Origin of the sequence: Actinobaculum sp. 352 (genome assembly GCF_003957265.1) — a bacterium.
Classification (GTDB): Bacteria; Actinomycetota; Actinomycetes; order Actinomycetales; family Actinomycetaceae; genus Asp313.
Genome location: NZ_RQSN01000001.1, coordinates 487,938 through 504,841, shown reverse-complemented (window position 1 = coordinate 504,841; position 16,904 = coordinate 487,938). Strand labels below are relative to the sequence as shown.

The 16,904-nt window shown below is 60.1% G+C and carries 16 protein-coding genes; all 16 read right to left on the bottom strand.

Features of this window, described 5'->3' with window-relative positions; all coding sequences use genetic code 11:
- Nucleotides 1–5: 5 nt before the first annotated feature.
- The 16 genes from EKN07_RS02150 to EKN07_RS02075 all read right to left on the bottom strand — a co-directional run bounded on the left by EKN07_RS02150 (nucleotide 6) and on the right by EKN07_RS02075 (nucleotide 16,624).
- The gene (locus EKN07_RS02150) at nucleotides 6–788 is read right to left on the bottom strand and encodes an alpha/beta hydrolase (protein ID WP_164546576.1); all 783 of its coding nucleotides are present in this window, start codon (nucleotides 786–788) and stop codon (nucleotides 6–8) included.
- 135 nt (nucleotides 789–923) lie between these two features.
- Nucleotides 924–1,295 carry a hypothetical protein gene (locus EKN07_RS02145; RefSeq protein WP_108715603.1) on the bottom strand — a complete coding sequence of 124 codons (372 nt, stop codon included), beginning with the start codon at nucleotides 1,293–1,295 and terminating at the stop codon, nucleotides 924–926.
- A gap of 135 nt (nucleotides 1,296–1,430) precedes the next feature.
- Nucleotides 1,431–1,994 carry a shikimate kinase gene (locus tag EKN07_RS02140; protein ID WP_108715602.1) on the bottom strand — a complete coding sequence of 188 codons (564 nt, stop codon included), beginning with the start codon at nucleotides 1,992–1,994 and terminating at the stop codon, nucleotides 1,431–1,433.
- Nucleotides 1,995–2,012: 18 nt separating this feature from the next.
- On the bottom strand, nucleotides 2,013–3,590 hold the full coding sequence (aroB, locus tag EKN07_RS02135) for a 3-dehydroquinate synthase (protein ID WP_126145537.1): 1,578 nt from the start codon (nucleotides 3,588–3,590) through the stop codon (nucleotides 2,013–2,015).
- Nucleotides 3,587–4,798 (bottom strand): chorismate synthase, encoded by a 1,212-nt coding sequence (aroC, locus tag EKN07_RS02130; RefSeq protein ID WP_108715600.1) that lies wholly within the window; start codon nucleotides 4,796–4,798, stop codon nucleotides 3,587–3,589. Before aroC ends, aroB begins: the two co-directional genes overlap by 4 nt.
- A 63-nt stretch (nucleotides 4,799–4,861) precedes the next feature.
- Nucleotides 4,862–5,416 (bottom strand): prepilin peptidase, encoded by a 555-nt coding sequence (locus tag EKN07_RS02125; RefSeq protein WP_164546575.1) that lies wholly within the window; start codon nucleotides 5,414–5,416, stop codon nucleotides 4,862–4,864.
- 244 nt (nucleotides 5,417–5,660) lie between these two features.
- Entirely contained in the window at nucleotides 5,661–6,836 is a 1,176-nt protein-coding gene (gene mltG, locus EKN07_RS02120) for an endolytic transglycosylase MltG (protein ID WP_108715598.1), read from the bottom strand.
- Nucleotides 6,833–7,330: a Holliday junction resolvase RuvX gene (gene ruvX / locus EKN07_RS02115; RefSeq protein ID WP_108715597.1), complete on the bottom strand. Its 498-nt coding sequence runs from the start codon at nucleotides 7,328–7,330 to the stop codon at nucleotides 6,833–6,835. The genes mltG and ruvX overlap by 4 nt, the downstream gene beginning before the upstream one ends.
- Nucleotides 7,327–10,017 (bottom strand): alanine--tRNA ligase, encoded by a 2,691-nt coding sequence (gene alaS, locus EKN07_RS02110; protein ID WP_126145535.1) that lies wholly within the window; start codon nucleotides 10,015–10,017, stop codon nucleotides 7,327–7,329. Before alaS ends, ruvX begins: the two co-directional genes overlap by 4 nt.
- A 36-nt stretch (nucleotides 10,018–10,053) precedes the next feature.
- Complete coding sequence (locus tag EKN07_RS02105) at nucleotides 10,054–10,428, bottom strand: DUF948 domain-containing protein (RefSeq protein ID WP_108715595.1); 375 nt, start codon at nucleotides 10,426–10,428, stop codon at nucleotides 10,054–10,056.
- Nucleotides 10,429–10,482: 54 nt separating this feature from the next.
- Nucleotides 10,483–11,103, bottom strand: coding sequence for a 30S ribosomal protein S4 (gene rpsD / locus EKN07_RS02100; RefSeq protein WP_108715594.1), 621 nt, complete (start codon nucleotides 11,101–11,103; stop codon nucleotides 10,483–10,485).
- 143 nt (nucleotides 11,104–11,246) lie between these two features.
- Complete coding sequence (locus EKN07_RS02095; protein ID WP_108716670.1) at nucleotides 11,247–12,587, bottom strand: replication-associated recombination protein A; 1,341 nt, start codon at nucleotides 12,585–12,587, stop codon at nucleotides 11,247–11,249.
- Between the two features lie 182 nt (nucleotides 12,588–12,769).
- Nucleotides 12,770–13,612 (bottom strand): MetQ/NlpA family ABC transporter substrate-binding protein, encoded by an 843-nt coding sequence (locus EKN07_RS02090; protein WP_108715593.1) that lies wholly within the window; start codon nucleotides 13,610–13,612, stop codon nucleotides 12,770–12,772.
- A 35-nt stretch (nucleotides 13,613–13,647) separates the two neighbouring features.
- Nucleotides 13,648–14,427 carry a methionine ABC transporter permease gene (locus EKN07_RS02085; protein ID WP_126145534.1) on the bottom strand — a complete coding sequence of 260 codons (780 nt, stop codon included), beginning with the start codon at nucleotides 14,425–14,427 and terminating at the stop codon, nucleotides 13,648–13,650.
- Complete coding sequence (locus EKN07_RS02080; protein WP_108715592.1) at nucleotides 14,424–15,449, bottom strand: ATP-binding cassette domain-containing protein; 1,026 nt, start codon at nucleotides 15,447–15,449, stop codon at nucleotides 14,424–14,426. Before EKN07_RS02080 ends, EKN07_RS02085 begins: the two co-directional genes overlap by 4 nt.
- Nucleotides 15,446–16,624, bottom strand: coding sequence for a M20 family metallopeptidase (locus EKN07_RS02075; protein WP_126145533.1), 1,179 nt, complete (start codon nucleotides 16,622–16,624; stop codon nucleotides 15,446–15,448). Before EKN07_RS02075 ends, EKN07_RS02080 begins: the two co-directional genes overlap by 4 nt.
- Nucleotides 16,625–16,904: the final 280 nt, after the last annotated feature.

Here is a 16,904-nt window from a genome sequence, read left to right as displayed (position 1 = left end):
AGCGATCACCATCCGCCCGCCACCACCGGTGACAACACCCCCCGGATCATCAAACGACAGGGACACGACATCATGCCGGAAGCGGCTGGCCCGGTCCCGGACCACCCGGGACCACCAACAAGGTAACGGGTGGAGGCGACATTGAACTTGCCGGGAATGATGTGGAGCGGCCCGAGGTGATTGGTGGAAACGCCCGGTGAACCGAGCGCATTGAACTCGTCCGGTGCCGCGGTCTCTTGCAAGGCATAGCCGGTGACGCTTGAGCCATAGGAATGCCCCGCGGCCACCAGATGGGGATCCCCATAGTGAGTACTCTGCAGCGAGTCGAGGAAGCCTGCCAACCGCTCGCCACCAGCTTCCGCCTGGTCCGACAAGGCGACGGAATGATCCGCAAAGTCTTCCTCGCCAATGGCAACCGCAGCCTGTAGATGATCACCAGATGTAGCGTCAAGTAATACAAGCGTGTGCCGACCACTGTCATTCTTGAATGTTTCGCGCAACTGCTCCAACTCTTCACGCTTGCGCTCCAAACGATGCAATTCCTGCTGTGCTCGCTTCACATACACCGGGTCGTCCAACGGTCCACCTTGCCCTTCGAATTCAGTCTGCTTCTCAGCAATCTCCTCATCCACGGCGGTAATCTCAGAGTTCAAGCGATTGAGGTTGGCTGCACCCCGATCATTGACGGGGATGCCGTCCAGATTCCCGATCCAATCTGGACGGTTTGAAATAATATCTTGCTGTTGTGCGGGTGAAAGCGAGGTCCACCAGTCATTGACCTCTTCCACGTTCCAAGGAAGCCTTCGGCACCGAGATACCATGCGTCAGAATCTCTTGCCTCGGTTGCCTTGAGCTTTCTCGTAATACACCGATATCGTCGTACACCTGCTTGAGGGTGGCAATAGGCGCATCACCCTGTGCGGTCAGACCTTCAATCTGGGGCCCACCGCCGCCTCAAACTCAGATTCATTGAGTAGACCCTGTTCTTTGACCTTTTCAACGAAGGCAATCGTTTCTGCGACGGCGGGTCGTAGTGCTTCAATAGCTTCAGCAATCGCATGTAAATCCCAGCCCGCGTTATCCAACGCACGGCTCATGTCCATGAGATCATCGGCTAACGCGCGCCGACTACACTCCTCGGCTTGCGCGGCATATCCGTTGAAATCCTCGCCGTTCACAAAAGCATCCAGCCCTTCGGCGGACTCCGCATAGGTCTTGGCAACATGCCGCAAGGCGCTGGAAGCCGTCGCTACCGGTCCACTCCGCCAGACAAGCATTTCCTCCAGGGTTGGCACCTTCGCTTCTTTCCCGGCGGCGTGTGAATGCGCAGCAGTGTCAACTCACACGCCCGGATACGCTAAAGCCATTAATCTAGCCCATCCTGGTTGCCGACACAAGTGGCAGTTCGCCCAGAACTGCCTGGCTGGGTACTACTGCCGCTCAGAGTGCTGGCGGTAGTAGCGCTCCACGGCGTCGGCCACGTCCTTGACCTCCACGTCGTCGGTCGAAATCTCGGCGTCGGCACAGGCGCGATAGATCTCCCGCCGGGCAGCCAATTGTGTGAAGAAGACACGCCGTGGCGCGAACACGGATGCCGGATGCGGGCCGTCCAGGCGAAGCCGCCGCAGCAATGTGGGTGCATCGCCGCTCAAATAAACCACGGAATGACCCTCCGTGCGCAAAACAGAGAGCTTTTCCCGCACGGGCGCGAAGTCGCCGTCGGAGGCAGCGTTGCCGAGGCACCCCGAACCGAGAGCAAGAATGCGTTCCTCCGTAGCACCGCCCAGATCATCAAGCAACGCAAGTGCGACGTTACGCTCCAGCTCGCGCAAGGCTGCACCGGTCTCCCGCACCGCTATGTCTGCTACGCCGCGACCCGCCAGTGCACAGATCGCCGCATCCGTATCCGCGCTCGGCACTTGCCATCGCTGCGACAGTTCCTCCGCGACTTCCGGCGCCCATGCGCCGGGAGGTCCAATGAGAATAAGACTCATTGCTGCGGGCCGATCTCCCTACAGACCGATTGCCGCGAAAGCCGCGTCAATATGCTCGGGAGCCGGTTGAGAAAGAACCTGCGGACGTCCGTAGTCGGCCAGCACAACAAAACGTTGCTGGTGATCTCGGACCTTCTTGTCCAAGGTCATGGCTTCTTCCAATGCGGCGCGATCACCCTGCGGGTATGCCACCGGCAGCCCGTTGGCAGCAAAGACCCGCCGATGTTCCTGCGTCCATCCTTGTGGTGCCATTCCGGCAGACTCAGCCAGCGCGGCGGCGAACACGCAGCCAATGGAGACGGCCTCGCCGTGTCGAATATCCTCTGGATCGCATGCCTCAATGGCGTGGCCAAGCGTATGCCCGTAGTTCAATACCTCACGGCGACCCTCTTCGTGCGGATCGGAGGAAACGATCTCGGCCTTGACGCGAATCGAACGTTCGATAGCATCACGGAGCGGCTGCTTGCGATAGTCGAGGATGTCGCTGCCCGCCGATTCAACGATATCCAGAACCCTCCGGTCGGCAATGAAGCCGTATTTGATGATCTCCGCGAGGCCGGAACGCAACTCGCGCTCAGGCAGTCCTTCGAGATGCCCGAGATCGCACAGAACTTCGATCGGCGTGTAGAAGGATCCCACCAGATTCGTACCCGAGGGCGTATTCACACCCGTCTTCGATCCGATGGCAGTATCGACCATGCCGAGCAGCGTCGTCGGAACCAAGACAAGCGGCACTCCCCGCAACCACGTGGAGGCTGCGAAGCCGACCGAGTCGGTCGTGGCTCCCCCTCCGATTGCGACAATCAGGCCGTCGCGGCCCAGCTTGGCTTCACCGAAGGCGTTCCAAAGACGGATAACGGACTCGTAAGACTTCGCTTCCTCACCCGAAGGCAGCGCGAAACTGATGACCTCGTGGTCATGTCCGAGAATTTCCATGACCTCGTCCTTGCGCTTCGCCACCTCCGGGGCATAACAGACGAAGATCGATCCCGCGCCCTGGCAGGCGACGCGCAGATCGCGGCCCAGTCCGGTGCCGACGACGACGTCGTAGCCGGTGGGCTCATCCTCAACCTCGACAACCAGCTGCTCAAGCTGATCGATGATCGACAGGACTTTGCGCGCGACTCGGCGGGCCGGCCGTCCGTCGGACTCCACCGTATAACGAGCGCTGGCGCGGTAAAGGTCTTCGCGTTCACGGCGCAGCGTGGCCACCCGGCCTTCGGGATCATCGCGCACAAGTGGGCGAATGATGCTGGAACTTGTCAGCCGCCGGACGAGCTCGTCATTGTCAGCATTCAGTAGGAACACCGGATGCCCTCTCAGCGCCTCTCGGGTGGAGGCGGTTAGCACGGCTCCCCCGCCCAGTGACAGTACACCGTCGTATCCAACGAGGGCCTCCTGGATAACCCGCGCCTCGATGGCGCGGAATCCCTTTTCGCCATCTGCGGCAAAGATCTCCGGAATGGTACGGCCCGCGGTCTCCTCGATGAGATCGTCCGAATCCTTGAACTCGCAGCCGAGAGCCTGCGCCACGAGGCCGCCCACGGTAGTCTTCCCAGCGCCGGGCATACCGATGAACACGGCTTTCACACTCATTTTCGAACCTCCGGGATCGAATCGATGTAGGCGGCCAATGCGCCGCGCATTTGCTCCACCGAATCGCCGCCGAACTTCTCGCACAGCGATTCGGCAATGACAAGAGCCGCCATCGCTTCGGCGACGACGGCGCCGGGTACCACGGCCGTGGTATCCGAACGTTGATGAATAGCGGTCGTCGGCTCTCCGGTAAGCGTATCTATTGTGCGCAGCGCGCGTGGAACCGTTGAGATCGGTTTGAAAGCAACACTGACGCGGATCGGCTCGCCGTTGGACATTCCGCCTTCTATGCCTCCCGCCCGGTTGGTGAGACGTCGGACGTGCCCATCCTCGCGCACGATCTCGTCATGGGCTTGGCTGCCGAGTCGACGTGCTGACTCGAAGCCGTCACCGATGGCAACTCCCTTGACGGATTGGATGGACATCATCGCTCCTGCCAAGCGCGCATCGAGCCGGGCAAACGGCGTGGTGTAACTGCCCAAGCCTTGCGGAAGTCCATATATCACGACCTGCACGGTACCGCCCAGGGTTTCGCCCGCCTTCTTGGCTGCATCGACCTCGGCGGTCATTGCCTGCTGCACGGCAGGATCCAAACATCGCACTGGAGACTCGTCCAAGCGCTGAGAATCGGAAGGCCCAGGTAAGACACCGCTGGTGTCGGCTGCGGAACCCAGAGAAAGAACATGCGAGAGGATTGTGATACCTGCAACCTGCCCGCAGAGAGCCGCGGCAACCGCACCGGCGGCAACTCGTGCGGCGGTCTCCCGGGCGGAGGCACGTTCCAGCACGGGGCGTGCCTCGGTAAATCCGTATTTGTTCATACCCACCAGATCGGCGTGGCCCGGTCGGGGCCGGGTCAGCGGCCTGTTACGGGCTATCTCTCGCTCATCCCCCGTACCGGCGTCCACGGTCAGCGCAGCCGGATCGACCGGGTCCGGAGACATCACCGTTTCCCACTTCGGCCACTCGGAGTTGCCGATCTCCAGGGCGATCGGCGATCCAATGGTTCGCCCATGCCGGATACCAGAGAGAACAGTCAGTGCGTCCTGCTCGAACTTCTGCCGAGCGCCACGACCGTAGCCGCGCCGCCGCCGTTCCAAAGCATTCGCGATATCGGCACTGGTCAACTCGAGTCCGGCCGGAACTCCCTCAACAAGTGCTACAAGGGACCGACCGTGCGATTCACCGGCTGTGCTCCACCGAAACATGACCTGATTGTTTCATCGCCAGGCACGCTTTCAAAACACAGCCATAAGATGGACAGCCCTCGACTAATGAGACCACGGCTCAAGCAGGGCCAGGAAATCGGGCGGCCCTGCGAAAAACCACAACCCTGCGGCAGCGCCAACAAGCCACGGCCCAAGGGCGAGGGAGGTGGTCCGTGTGGCCCGTTGTGCGATGAGCAGCGCGACGGCAAAGAGGCCGGCGCCAAGGACTGCCAGGCCCAAAGCACTCACCAGCTGCAGCGGTGATCGGAGCCACAACGCCAAGACGGCGATGAGTTTGACATCCCCACGCCCTAGCGAGGTACAGCGGTTCATCACTGCACCAAGAACAAGACTGATCACCGCGGTGGTAATCGCACCGAACCAGTGCTCCGCGGTGCCGCACAGCAGCGCTACGAACGCCAGGTAGCCCGCAGAGAAAACAAGCGGATCGGGCAGCAGATGAACCACGCCGTCGATCATTGCCGCAAGGACGAGCGGGCAGATCACGGCCGCGCTCAGCAGCGCCGAAAAGCTGAGGGTATTGGCCATGACGAGAATCGCTACCTGCATGCCAAACAGGACGACGCACAGCATCACCGCCGTGCGTGTACTGAGCACGCCGCGCAGAATCCGCGCTGTTGACCAAAAGGGAGGCGGCGCAGTTAGTACCGGAGCCGCGTCCGGTGCCGGGGAGCGCTTTGGAACAGGTAGGTTTCGCATAGCCACACGGTAGTCACCGCCCAGCGTGTGCAGATACCGCCATCCACAGGTGCACGTATCCACCGCAACCAGTGTGATGCCGAGGCGATGGCGCTCGTTACCGTATGCCGACGCGCATGGAACGTCCCTGCTAACGAGCGGGTCAGTCTTCGCTTGTGCTGGATGCCGACGCTTCACTGCTGGAACTGTTCGCCGCCATCCAATCCCGCAGCTCGGCGACGTTGCTATTGTGCTCTTCGAGCGTAGCGGCGAACTTCGTCTCACCGGTGTCCAGGTTCACGGCAACAAAGTACAGCCAGTCGCCCGCAGGCGGTTCAATCGTTGCCCGCACTGCCTCCATACCCGGGGAACCGATGGGAGTGGGCGGCAGTCCGGCGTGCAAGTAGGTGTTGTACGGAGTGTCCTCTTGCAGTTCCTCACTGGTCGGAATTCCACCAGTTTTGCCAACGCCATACAGCACGGTGGAATCCATCTGCAGGTAGCCGTTGACTTCTCCAGTGTCTCCCAGCCGGTTCTCGATCACCCGCGCCACCTGCCCGTAATAGCCGGGATCACTGACCTCTCGCTCGATAATGGAAGCCTCGATCAAGGACCTCTCCCAATTCTCGCGCGAAATCCCACTGGACTCCATCTGCTCCACCCGTGTGGAGACCATTTGCGAGAGTGCCTCTGTCGCCGTCGTCCCCGGCTCGAAAACATAGGTGGCCGGCGCGAACCATCCTTCCGGATCTCCGTTGGCCTCCTCGGGCAGGCCGATGGCCGTAGAATCGCCCGCTGCTGACCGAACCTCTTCCTCAGACAGTCCAAGCAGATCAGCAAGACGCGCATACACCTGATCTTCGGTGAATCCTTCCGGAATCGTCACCCGCACGGAAGCTTGATTTGACGAGTCCAAAAGGGCAGAAACCGCCCCCGCTCCCGACATCTTCTTACGTAGTGTGTAGGTGCCCGGCTGAATGTTAGAAGAGCGTCCATCCGCATTGTAGGCATCGATAAAGGCTCTTTCCGTGGCGACAACGTCTGCGTCGGCCAAAATCGTCGCCATTTCGCGACCCGTCGCGCCTTCCGGAATTGTGACCGTCACACTACCTTCCCCCGGACCCGGATAATCCGTGACAACCGGTGCCCGATCTAAGAATCGAGGAATGGCTATAACGGCAGCCGCCGTAAGAATTGCTACGAGCACACCGGAGATGATGGCCAGCCGCCATCGCCGTTTTTTCCGTTCTCGCCGGTATGCCTCACGTTCTGCTAAGCGTCGCTCGCGCCGCGAGAGCCTCCGCTCGTTGGCGCCGAGCTCCTCAAACAGATCGCTCATATTCGTCCTTCCGCTGTTGTGGCGGTGCCCTCCGCCACATCAACCGCGATCAGCTCTCCGGGTGCCTCACCGGTTCGCCGTTCGATCTCCAGTGCAGTTTCGAGAATAACGACCGCAGCCGCCTGGTCGACAACCTCCCGCTGCGCCCGCGAGTCGCGGCCCGCAGCGCTCAGCTGCGCATGCGCAGTGCTGCTCGACAACCGCTCATCAACCAGGCGCACGGGAATCGGCGCAATATAGCGGGCGAAGCGTTGTGCCCACCGCCGGGTGAAGGACGCCTGACTGCCCTCGGTGCCATCCATGTGCAGAGGCAATCCCACAATTACCTCAATCGCTTCGTCGTCGCGTACCAATCGCCGAATGCGCTTGAAATCAGAATCGCCACGCTGAACGGTGGCAAGCGGGGTGGCAAGAATCGCCTCGCGGTCGCAATGTGCGACACCGATGCGCACCTTTCCTACGTCGACGGCGATCCGCCGCCCCTGCCGGATCATTGCAGTTCGTGCTCGATTGCCGCCAAGGCGTCCAGTCCCTTGCTCATATCCTGGCCGCCTCCCTGTGCGATATCGTCACGGCCTCCTCCTCCTCCGCCGAGAATCTTCGACGCGATTGAGACGAGCCTGCCGGCCTTTACTCCCTTGGCGCGTGCGCCGCTCGTTGTCGCGATCACCAGAACCGGCTTTGAATTGATCTCGCCGATGACGGCAACGATTCCCGGCTCGTCATCGGAAATCCGTGAGCGCACGCCGGTAGCGACCGCTCGCAAATCATCTGCCGCTTGAACCTCGCCCACAGCAGCCCAGTAGACCCAGTATTCGCCCACCTGCCGTCGGCCACCGATGATATCGCCGATACCCGATTCGAGCTTTTCGCGTCGCAGTGCGGCAATTTCCTTCTCGGCATCACGCAAACGATCTAGCACGCTGTCTATACGTTCGGGAAGTTCCTCGGGGCGCACTCCTGCCAGAGCGGAAAGCTGCGAAACCAGGGCGTGTTCTTTAGCGCCATAGCTGTAGGCGCTCTCCCCAACAAGCGCATCAATTCGGCGCACGCCTGAACCGATTGAAGATTCTCCAAGGATCGAAACTAGCCCGATCTCACCTGTAGCAGGCACGTGGGTGCCTGCGCACAATTCCTTCGACCAGTCTCCTCCGATGGAGACCACCCGCACAGTGCTGCCATATTTCTCGCCGAAGAGTGCCATAGCACCCTGTTTGCGCGCCTCGTCCAACGGCATGGTCTCGTCCGTGACTTCCAAGTTGTCTTGCAAGCGCTCGTTCACACGCGCTTCAATTCCGGAAATCACATCTTTCGGAACCTGAGAGCCGTGCCGGAAATCGAAACGCAGGCGCGACGGCGCATTCTCGGATCCCGCCTGGGTGGCCTGTTCGCCGAGAAACTCATGCAACGCCTTGTGCACCATGTGCGTAGAAGTGTGTGATCGAGCGATCCTGCCGCGGCGCACCGTGTCAATTTGCGCGGATACCTTATCGCCCAGCGTGATCGTTCCTTCAGTCAGCGTGCCGCGGTGCACATGCAGGCCCTTCACGGGGGCCTGGACATCATGCACATCTACGACACCGCCGCCTTCGACGCTAATCGAACCCTGATCGGCCAACTGGCCGCCCATCTCTGCCCAGAACGGTGTTTGATCGAGAATCACGTCGACGTCGGCGGGCGCGGTAGCTGCAGGAACGGACTGCCCATCCACAAGCAGAGCCACCACTTTTCCACCCGCTGTGGACTCCGTGTACCCCAGGAAACGCGTCGGCCCACCCTGGTCGGAGAGGATCGAGTGGTAAACAGTGGCATCGACATGACCCGTCTTCTTCGCCTGTGCGTCGGCACGCGCACGCTCCCGCTGCTCCTGCATCAGCGAGCGGAACTGCTTCTCGTCCACGTTCACGCCCTGCTCCTCGGCCATTTCCAGCGTCAGGTCAATGGGGAATCCGTAGGTGTCATGCAGCGCGAAGGCATCCGAACCGGACAGCACTACGGTACGATCACCGCGACGTTTGGCATTGGCCCGAGCCTTCTCGACCGACAGGTCAAAAATCTGCGTCCCCGATGACAAGGTACGCCGGAAGGCATCCTCCTCTTCACAGGCCGCCTGCAGAATCTGGTCGAAATTCGTCTCCAACTCCGGGTAGGAAATCTTCATCGCGTCTTTCGAGACGGGAATCAGAGTGGGCATAACGACGTCGTCGACGCCGAGCAGACGAACCGAACGTACGACCCGGCGCAAGAGACGACGGAGCACATATCCGCGTCCGTCATTACCTGGGCGGACTCCATCCCCGATGAGCATCATGGAGGAACGGACATGGTCGGCGATGATCCGCATACGCACGTCGTCTTGACCGCCGCTGCCGTACTTCTTGCCCGTGATCTGCTCCGTCGAGGCGATAACCGGGAAGACTTCGTCGATCTCATACATGTTTGGCTTGTCCTGCAAGAGGAAGGCGAGCCGTTCCAGCCCGGCGCCGGTATCGATAGCCGTCTGGTCGAGATCGCCCAGGAGTGGGTAGTCCTTGCCTTCTCCCTCGCCGCGCAGGTATTGATCGAATACAAGATTCCAAATCTCAAGGTAACGGTCCCCACCGGGATCAACGGTTCCGCCGACCGCCTCAGGGCCGTAGTCGGGTCCACGATCATAATGAATCTCCGCGCAGGGGCCGGCTGGACCGGGTTGCCCGGTTGACCAGAAAATCTCCTCACGCTTGAGTTGAACAACATGACGCGGATCTAGGCCGACGTCCCTGGTCCAAGCGTTGTAGGCGACATCGTCGTTCTCCCAGATGGTCACCCAAATCCGATCACCGTCCAGACCGTAGCCGCCATCCTGGATGGAGGAGGTCAGCAGGCCCCAGGCAAGCTCGATGGCGCCCTCCTTGAAGTAGTCCCCGAAGGAGAAGTTTCCGCACATCTGGAAGAAGGTACCGTGCCGAGTCGTCTTACCCACATTGTCGATATCGTTGGTACGAATGCACTTCTGCACCGATGCGATACGGGGATAGGGCGCCGGTTCGGTGCCGATAATGTAGGGAATGAATGGCACCATTCCCGCGATGGTGAAAAGGATGGACGGGTCGGGTGAAACCAACGGCACCGACTCGGCAATGCGATGGTCGTGCTTCTCGAAGTAATCGAGCCAGCGCTGGCGGATCTCAGCGGTACGCATATTCTCTCTTCTCCGGTTGACCGGTCATCCAGTGGCTTAGAGTTCTTCCTCGCCGTGCGAACTCTTCCTTCTGAAGGCAGATTTTACCTTGCTGGCAGCGTTGCGTAGTGCAACGAAAGGCGCAGCAATCGTCGATGTGACCAGCGTCGTCATCGCAGATACGTCTTCGGCGGTACGTGCCGCAGCACTCGTGATGGTATCGACGCGCTCCAGCTGGCCATTTGCCTCGCGAATGCTCTTAGCGGCCTCGTCGAGCGCCGGCAGGGTATGCTCCGTCAGCTCGGTCACGGCGTCGGCCAGTCTATCCAGAACACCGCCGAGTTTGCCCAACGGCCGAATCAGCGCGATGACAAGGGCGAAGAAGGCTAGAGCCGCAATCAAACCCGCGATCTGCCCAAGTGTGATATTCATGTGATTCTCCAGGTAGCAAGAACGCGCCCCGTAGGGCGCGCTCCTGAAAACGAATCAGCGCGAATAGTGCTCAACGACCATCTGGACGTCGCAGGTCACCGGGACCTCGGCACGCTTCGGGCGACGAACTAGTGTGAAGCGAAGCTTCTCCAGGTCAACATCAAGGTACTCCGGAACCTGTGGCAACACATCGCGGTGCGCGCCCTGAGCCGCAACGAGGAACTGCGGCGAGGCCTGGGAGCGGGGCTTGATCTGCACGATCTGCCCCGGCTTAACGCGGAATGATGGGCGATCAACGATCTTCCCATCAACCATGATGTGGCGGTGAGTCACAACCTGGCGGGCCTGCGCCGTCGTACGAGCAAAACCTGCACGAAGCACAAGCGCATCCAGCCGCATTTCCAGCAACTCAACGAGGTTCTCGCCGGCTAGACCATCCATGCGACGGGCCTCTTCCCACACGCGCCGCATCTGCGCTTCACGGATGCCGTACTGAGCGCGAAGGCGCTGCTTCTCCTTCAGACGAACCGAGTAGTCGGAGTCCTTTGTACGGCCACGGCCGTGCTCACCGGGACGGTAAGGACGGCGCTGCATGTAGCGCTCCGCCTTCGGCGTGAGTGCGATGCCGAGCGCGCGCGACTGGCGCACCTGCTTACGGGAACGATTCGAAGACATATCTCTCCTGTCTGTTGTACACGGCCCAGCGGCCGCGGGGCCAACACGAACGGCTAAGACCCCAGGGTTGAATTGCCGCGCAATAGGACGTCCTGCTTCACGAACAAGGCCGCACCTGCGCATTGCAACGATTGTCGATCATATCAGTCTTTCCGCCGCAGAATCGAGCGGATACGGGCCAGGCGCTGCGTGATATTGGCCTCGTATCCCCTATCGCTCGGCCTGTAGTATTCGGTGCCTTCCAATCCTTCCGGCATGAATTCCATGGGCGCCACCGCATCCGGATAGTCGTGTGCATAACGGTAGCCTTCGTGATAGCCGAGCTCCTTGGCTCCGCGGAAGGAGTCATTGCGTAGCCGGAGAGGGACAACACCGCTTTTACCCGCTCTGACATCCGCAATCGCGGCATTGATCGCCTCATAGGCCCGATTGGACTTCGGCGCGGTAGCAATGTGCACCGTGGCCTCCGCCAGGATAATTCGCGCCTCCGGCATCCCCACCAGCGCCACCGCCTGTGCCGCTGCGGTAGCGGTTTGCAAGGCTGAGGGATCCGCCATCCCTACATCTTCCGCCGCAGAAATCATCAAGCGCCGTGCAATAAATCGCGGATCCTCTCCCGCCTCCAACATGCGCGCCAGATAGTGCATCGCCGCATCCACATCTGAGCCTCGTAAGGACTTGATAAAGGCGGAGATGACGTTGTAATGCTCGTCGCCCTGCCGGTCGTAGCGCACGGTCGCACCATCGGCGGCCTGCGCAACATCCTTCACGTCTATAACTGTCGCACCGCGCTGCCGTGCTCCGTCCGCGGCGGCCTCCAGCAGAGTCAGCGCGCGTCTGCCATCTTGCCCTGCCAAACGGACGAGATTGCTGATCGCCTCCTCTTCGAGCGTGTAGGCGCTGGCCAAGCCGCGTTCATCGGCAGCGGCACGCTCGATGAGAAGTCGAATATTCTCGGCGCTCAGACCTTTCAGAGTGATGAGCAGTGACCGCGAAAGCAAGGGAGAGACGACGGAAAAGGCCGGATTCTCCGTTGTGGCCGCGATGAGTATCACCCAGCCATTTTCAACTGCCGGGAGAAGCGCATCCTGCTGTGTGCGAGAGAAACGATGGACCTCGTCGATGAACAGGACGGTCTCACCGCCCCCCGTTGCCAGACGGCGTCGCGCCGCGTCGATAACAGCCCGAATCTCTTTCACGCCGGCAGACACTGCCGAGACTTCCTCGAAGTGCCTCCCGCCCGCACGGGCCACCAGGTAGGCGACAGTCGTCTTACCGGTTCCCGGAGGGCCCCATAGGAATACCGACGAGGGCGCGCTGCCCGTCGGTTCAATGAGGCGCCGCAGTGGCGAACCGGGAAGCAGCAGTTCCTCCTGGCCCACGACCTCATCAATCGTGCGTGGGCGCATCCGCACTGCTAAGGGACCGCGCTCGGCACTGGGTAAGCCCGTCGAATCGGTTCCCGCGCTTTCGAAGAGATCCATAGCCTTCATGGTAGTCTGCTCATCCGTCACGCCGTGGGTTGCCCGAAGACTGCGGAGCCATGCGGTAGAGCCAGTCCGCCCACGTACTGACATGGCGCGCCGTCGTCGGCGTAGCCACGCCTACGTCGAAGATCGGCCGGTTCCACCGCGCCGAGGCTGGGCGAACCGGCCGATTCTGAGTCTTACTGCAGCTCGGGTGGTATCCACCAAAGACCGGAGTCGTCATTGGCCATGTATTCCTTGAACTCGTCCGATTGATAGGCATCAACGATGGCCTGCGCCCACGGTGCGTCTGCGTTCTCTGCCTTCACTGTCACCTGCAAGACCAGGTGATCTTGAATATCCTCGGTGGCCAGCGCCGTCGTCGGATCGATATTCGCGTTGTAGACGATCGAACCCGTGATAACCACATAGTCGAAGTCATCCATTGCCGGCGGGATCGTCAGCGATTTCATCTCGGTGAATTCCAGATTATGCGGATTGGCCGTAATGTCATCCTGAGTCAGCTGTGCAACGTCAGCGTCAGGGTTCACTTCGATCCACCCAATCTTCTGTAGGAGCAGATAGGCTCGGGCAGTATTCGATGCATCGTTCGGGACCGCGACCGATGCTCCGTCCTCCATCTCGTCCAGCGTGGAGTGTGTCGAGGAGTAAATGCCTGCCGGCACCGTGGGGATCGCACTGATTGGAACCAAGTCGGCGTCGTAGTTGGCGTTGAAGTCCTCGATGTACGCGGTGTGCTGCTCCACGTTCACGTCCACTTCACCGTCATTCAGAGCAATATCTGCGGTTAGCAGGTCTGAGAAGTCAACCCCTTCGACGGTATAGCCCTCATCCTCGAGAATCGGCACAATCGCGTCCTCAAAGAGCTCGGTGTACGGTCCCTGTGACTTCGCGTAGATGATCGTCGTCTTGTCGCTTCCACTGTTGCTCTCCTGTTGCGTAGTACCGCCAGGCTCCGCGCAGGCAGACATTGTAAGCGTCACCGCCGAGAGGGCTACCAGGCTTATCGTTCTTCTTCTCATTGATGTTTCCTTCCGGATTTGTGTCGTATTGGAAGTCAAGACAATCGCTCCCCCGGCACTGCTTCTTGCTGCGCCAGGGCTTCTCTTTGCGCGTCGAGCGACGCATCGTTTCGCTGTCCTGACCCCGATCGAGGCCGACGACGCGAACGATGTGGCTCACGTAGACGGCGGGACAGAGTATTACCGGCAGCCTGTAGCAGCTGCACGAAGACAACGAGAATTATGACGGTGAAGACCATCAGCGGTGTGTTGAACCGCTCTCGACCATAAGTCAGCGCCAGGTCGCCGACGCCTCCACCCCCGGCATAACCGGTCATCGCCGTGGCGCCGAGCAGCCCGATAGTCCCCGTTGTCAGGGAAAGCACTATTGAGCCATAGGTCTCCGGCAGGAGAAAGTAGCGGATGATTTGAAAGGTGGAGGCTCCCATCGCCTGCGCCGCTTCGACGACTCCGGCGGAGACCTCCAACAGGCTGGATTCAACCAGACGGGCGATAAAAGGACTGATGTAAATGATCAGCGGTACGAGAGCAGCGCGCGAACCCACCGATGTGCCGGCGATGAAGCGTGTGAAGGGAATAATCGCCACCAGCAGGATAATGAACGGAATCGACCGCACGATGTTGACGACAACATTCAAAACCGTGTAGACGACCCGGTTCTCCAAGAGTCCGCCCCGCCGCGTCAAGACCAGAGTCAGTGCCAGCAAGACCCCGATGATTCCACCGATCAGTATTCCCCAACCGAGCATGTACACGGTTTGGTGGGCGGCGAGCAGTAGTTTCTCAGTCGTAATTCCGAAGATTTCATTACTCACGATAGTGCAACCCTCTCCCTTGTTACTCCTTCGGCATCTATCACCGATTCGGCGGCGCTTATCGCCTGCTGATCTCCGATCAGCTGCACCAGATACAGGCACATCGGGGTGTCTTCAAGTTCTTCGACCGTCGCGCCGAGAATATTCAGCTCGAGACCCTCGACTCGTCCGACCGTGGCGAGGACCGGGCGACGCACAGATTCACCGACGAAACGTAGCCGATCAACAACAAAGTTACGATTGTCGGTCTCCAGCAGAGCTCGCATGCTCGGCGGAATGCTGTCATTGATAACCGTGCGCACAAACTCCTGTGTGATTGCCTGCTGCGGACTTCCGAATACATCGAGCACACGCCCGGATTCGACGATTCGGCCTTCTTCCATCACTCCGACTTTTGTGCATATCTGTTGGATGACACGCATCTGGTGGGTGATGAGCAATATCGTCACCCCCATTTCGTGGTTGATGCGTTTGAGAAGAGCGAGGATTGACTCCGTCGTTTTCGGATCGAGAGCGCTGGTGGCCTCGTCGCACAAAAGAATGTCGGGATTCGTGGCCAAAGCTCGGGCAATGCCAACGCGCTGCTTCTGGCCTCCCGACAGTTCAGACACGTATGCATCCTTCTTGTCCTCAAGCTCGACGATTCGCAGTACCTCGGCAACTCGCTGCTCAATATGCGCACGTGAGGCGTGGTCGAGCATAAGCGGTAGTGCGATATTGCGGTATACGGACTGCGTCTCCAGTAAGTTGAACTGTTGGAACACCATTCCAATTGATCGCCGGACATCACGCAGCTCGCGATTGGAAAGCGCCGTTAGTTCGCGGCCACCGACGAACACCGATCCTGAATCGGGGCTCTCCAACATATTCACCATACGAAGTAGGGTGGACTTTCCGGCTCCGGAAAAACCGATAATGCCGTAAATGTCGCCTTGCTCCACATGCAGCGATACATCTTGTAGGGCGTCGACCGTCCCGTTGGCTCCGTTGAAGCGTTTTGAAACATTGACTAGTCGAATCAACGCGCCACCCCTGCCAGCGCGTCGAGGGCGTATTGCGCGTATAGGGCGGCACCTATCGGCAGTGCGGCCTCGTCGATATCGAAGTTTCCGTTGTGATGTGAGTTCTGCGTCTCAGGCCGGTTGGGATCCCCCGTCCCCAGATAGACGTAAACACCGGGAACCTGCTCCTGCAGTTCCGCGAAATTGTCGCCTCCCAGCGAAACGCTCTCACCGGTCACAACGCGGATACCGCCCAGCCTGTTGGCCGACTCGGCCACCTCAGCGCACAGTTCGGCAGGGTTGACAACTGCCGGCGTAATATCGGTCCATGTCACCTCTGCCCGCGCACCGTACGCCTCAGCGCACAATTTGCTGATGCGGGTCACGTCGGCTCGTGCTCGAGCGCGCTGCTCGGCCGATAGAGTTCGTGTTGTACCGCTAATATGTGCCGTTTCAGGCACGGCGTTATAAGTGGTTCCTGCGCTGAGAGTTCCAATGCCAACGACGTACGGCACGCGCGGATCGGAGAGCCGCGAGACGGCCGCTTGCAGGCCGACGACGATCTGACTGGCCACGTAGAGTGCGTCCGCGCCCAGGTGTGGACGTGACACGTGTGCCCCTTTGCCTTGGATGTCGATATCGAAAAGATCCACCGCCGCCAAGCTCACGCCCCGCGAAATCCCTATAGTGCCGGTGGGCAGATCGGATGCCGCATGTAGTCCGAGTACCCGCACCGCATCGGAGAGAACCCCCGCGGCGACGAAGTCTTCGGCGCCGCGTCCGATCTCCTCGGCAGGCTGGAAGATCAGGCGAATCTCTCCGGCGAAGTCCTGGCGTCTGGACATTAGGGCCCAGGCCGCTCCGAGCAGCGCGGCAATGTGACTATCATGACCGCAGGCATGCATGACGCCATCGTTCAGGGAGCGATAGGGCACATCGTTGAGCTCTTGGACGGGCAAACCATCGATATCGGCACGCAAGGCCACCGTCGGTCCCTCATTCGCTCCCCTGATAGTTCCAAGGACGCCTGTAGCACCGACGCGTCGATGCTCGATACCGAGCTCATCGAGCTCCGACTCGATGGCCCCGGCAGTCCAATACTCTTCGAGTCCCCGTTCCGGGTGTTCATGAAACGTCCGGCGCAGCTGCGTCATATGGTCCGCGTATCCCAATAGCTGCCTGCGTAACTCGCTCATCTTCCTCTTCCCTATCGCGTTCGGCTAAACACTGACCGGCGCCTATCCGCCTTACTTGCAGCGCCTGAGGTCTGCGTCGGGCATAAAACCTGACGCCTGCCCCAGACACAAAAAAGGAGAGCAGGCATTGGCTCTGCTCTCCTCAAGTCTGGCAAGCTGTGGCTATGCTGCAGCGCACCCTGGCGGAGGCAGAGCTCTACGGCAACACATACACATGCTCATGTGCATAGGTGTCATGTCTTCTCTCCTCCCTGGTTTAGACGGAGCCGCCTATCCGGCA

Bases quoted from the DNA above. Each gene is read 5' to 3' on its own strand.
- EKN07_RS02140 (WP_108715602.1), bottom strand. From the start codon at position 1,994: ATGAGTCTTATTCTCATTGGACCTCCCGGCGCATGGGCGCCGGAAGTC.
- aroB (WP_126145537.1), bottom strand. From the start codon at position 3,590: ATGAGTGTGAAAGCCGTGTTCATCGGTATGCCCGGCGCTGGGAAGACT.
- aroC (WP_108715600.1), bottom strand. From the start codon at position 4,798: ATGTTTCGGTGGAGCACAGCCGGTGAATCGCACGGTCGGTCCCTTGTA.
- mltG (WP_108715598.1), bottom strand. From the start codon at position 6,836: ATGAGCGATCTGTTTGAGGAGCTCGGCGCCAACGAGCGGAGGCTCTCG.
- ruvX (WP_108715597.1), bottom strand. From the start codon at position 7,330: ATGATCCGGCAGGGGCGGCGGATCGCCGTCGACGTAGGAAAGGTGCGC.
- alaS (WP_126145535.1), bottom strand. From the start codon at position 10,017: ATGCGTACCGCTGAGATCCGCCAGCGCTGGCTCGATTACTTCGAGAAG.
- EKN07_RS02105 (WP_108715595.1), bottom strand. From the start codon at position 10,428: ATGAATATCACACTTGGGCAGATCGCGGGTTTGATTGCGGCTCTAGCC.
- rpsD (WP_108715594.1), bottom strand. From the start codon at position 11,103: ATGTCTTCGAATCGTTCCCGTAAGCAGGTGCGCCAGTCGCGCGCGCTC.
- EKN07_RS02095 (WP_108716670.1), bottom strand. From the start codon at position 12,587: ATGGATCTCTTCGAAAGCGCGGGAACCGATTCGACGGGCTTACCCAGT.
- EKN07_RS02090 (WP_108715593.1), bottom strand. From the start codon at position 13,612: ATGAGAAGAAGAACGATAAGCCTGGTAGCCCTCTCGGCGGTGACGCTT.
- EKN07_RS02075 (WP_126145533.1), bottom strand. From the start codon at position 16,624: ATGAGCGAGTTACGCAGGCAGCTATTGGGATACGCGGACCATATGACG.